Here is a 1694-nt window from a genome sequence, read left to right as displayed (position 1 = left end):
GGTTAAGCATGATAATGCTGTCATTTGTGTACCTCTCTTCTTTTCGAGTTAACCGCCGGCTAAAACCATTATAGAATAACCCTGCCTCCTTATCCAGGGTGTTTATATGAAAGGTTTTGTCACTCTTTGCCGGGCGCCCGGGGCAATTAAATACTTTGAAATACTATCAAAAATGATGTAAAATAACACCAACACTACACCTGACAGGAGTGACCCCAATGACAATTTCCAATAAAATAAAGGGTTTTTTAGCAAACGCTTCTTTTATCCGCAAAATGTTCGAGGAAGGGGAAAAATTAAGAAAAATCCACGGTCCGGAGCATGTTTATGATTATACACTGGGAAATCCCGATGTAGAACCTCCGGCTGCCTTTAAGGAAGAGTTGAAGAAACTGGCCCTTGAACCGGTGCCTGGTATGCACCGTTACATGAGCAACGCCGGTTATTCCGAGACACGCCGTGCAGTTGCAGACGCACTGGCAGACAACTCCGGCCTTCCCTTTTCTGAGAATAATATTATTATGACCTGCGGCGCCGGGGGAGCTTTGAATGTGGTGCTGAAGACGATTCTGGATCCCGGTGATGAAGTCATTCTAATTTCTCCATTTTTTGTCGAATACAAATTTTATATCGACAATCATGGCGGTTTGTTTAAAATAGCCCCCTCTGCCCGGGATTTCCAGCTTGATCTGGATTCCATCAGCGCGGCCGTCACCCCCCGGACCAGGGCGGTATTAATTAACTCACCCAATAACCCCACCGGCGTAATTTACAGCGGTGAATCCCTTACAGCCCTGGGGGCTCTGCTGGAAACAAAGGAAAAGCTCACCGGCCAACCCATCTATGTAATCTCGGATGAACCCTACGCCAAGATTGTCTATGACGGAATCAAACTCCCCAGTGTCTTCAAACAAATTAAAAACAGTATCGTTGTAACTTCGCACAGTAAGGATCTGGCCCTGCCGGGGGAACGTATCGGCTATATCGCTTTTTCACCCCGGATCGAAGACGGCGCCCTGCTTGAAGAAGGCCTGATCTTCTGTAACCGCACCCTGGGCTTCGTCAACGCTCCGGCCTTGATGCAGCGGCTGGTTACCGGGCTGCAGGAGGAAAGTGTGAATATCCAGGAATACCAGGAAAAAAGGGATATTCTGTACAACAGCTTAACAGAACTGGGCTTTGAAATGATTAAACCCCGGGGGGCATTTTACCTGTTTCCAAAATCGCCGCTTCCGGACGATGTGAAATTCATCAGAAAAGCCCAAAAATACAATCTCCTCCTGGTACCCGGCAGCGGTTTCGGGAAGCCCGGCTACTTCCGGATGGCTTATTGTATTGACAAGCAGATTATTCTAAACTCACTGCCGGCTTTTAAAGCCCTGGCCGCCGAACTGGGAATGACGCGTTAAGAACAGCAAAGCCCCCGCCCTTCTGCCGGGCGGGGGCTCTTTAACATAGTATCTTCCTTAATATATTAATGGCATTTTTATCAGTGATGTCTAAAGTATGGTCATAAAGAACCAGATGATCATGACGCCCTCCACCATCAGTTTGAGAACTGTCCCGCCTAAAAAACCGATAAGCGTTCCAAACCCCACCTGAAAGGCCTTATCAAAGGAACTTCTGCGGTACAGCTCTCCTGCCACCGCGCCGATGAAGGGACCGAAGATGAGTCCGAAAGGCCCGAGCAGAAG

At 48.2% G+C, this 1694-nt stretch carries 2 protein-coding genes; one reads left to right on the top strand and one right to left on the bottom strand.

The genetic code is table 11. The features are described 5' to 3' along the window. Nucleotides 1-218 precede the first annotated feature (218 nt). Nucleotides 219-1409, top strand: a complete 1191-nt coding sequence (locus tag WAO56_RS11555; protein WP_422146369.1) for a pyridoxal phosphate-dependent aminotransferase — start codon at nucleotides 219-221, stop codon at nucleotides 1407-1409. 90 nt (nucleotides 1410-1499) lie between these two features. Here the strand turns inward: WAO56_RS11555 and WAO56_RS11550 are convergent. Further along, a partial coding sequence (locus tag WAO56_RS11550) for a DUF456 family protein (RefSeq protein ID WP_422146368.1) occupies nucleotides 1500-1694 on the bottom strand: 195 nt, incomplete at its 5' end.

Source organism: Miniphocaeibacter sp. (genome assembly GCF_049276255.1).
Lineage (GTDB): Bacteria > Bacillota > Clostridia > Tissierellales > Peptoniphilaceae > Miniphocaeibacter.
Note: the sequence above shows the minus strand (reverse complement) of the source record. Positions and strands in the feature narration are given on the sequence as shown.

What these genes read in the sequence shown, in the direction of transcription:
- WAO56_RS11555 (WP_422146369.1), top strand. Translation starts at nt 219, where the DNA reads ATGACAATTTCCAATAAAATAAAGGGTTTTTTAGCAAACGCTTCTTTT.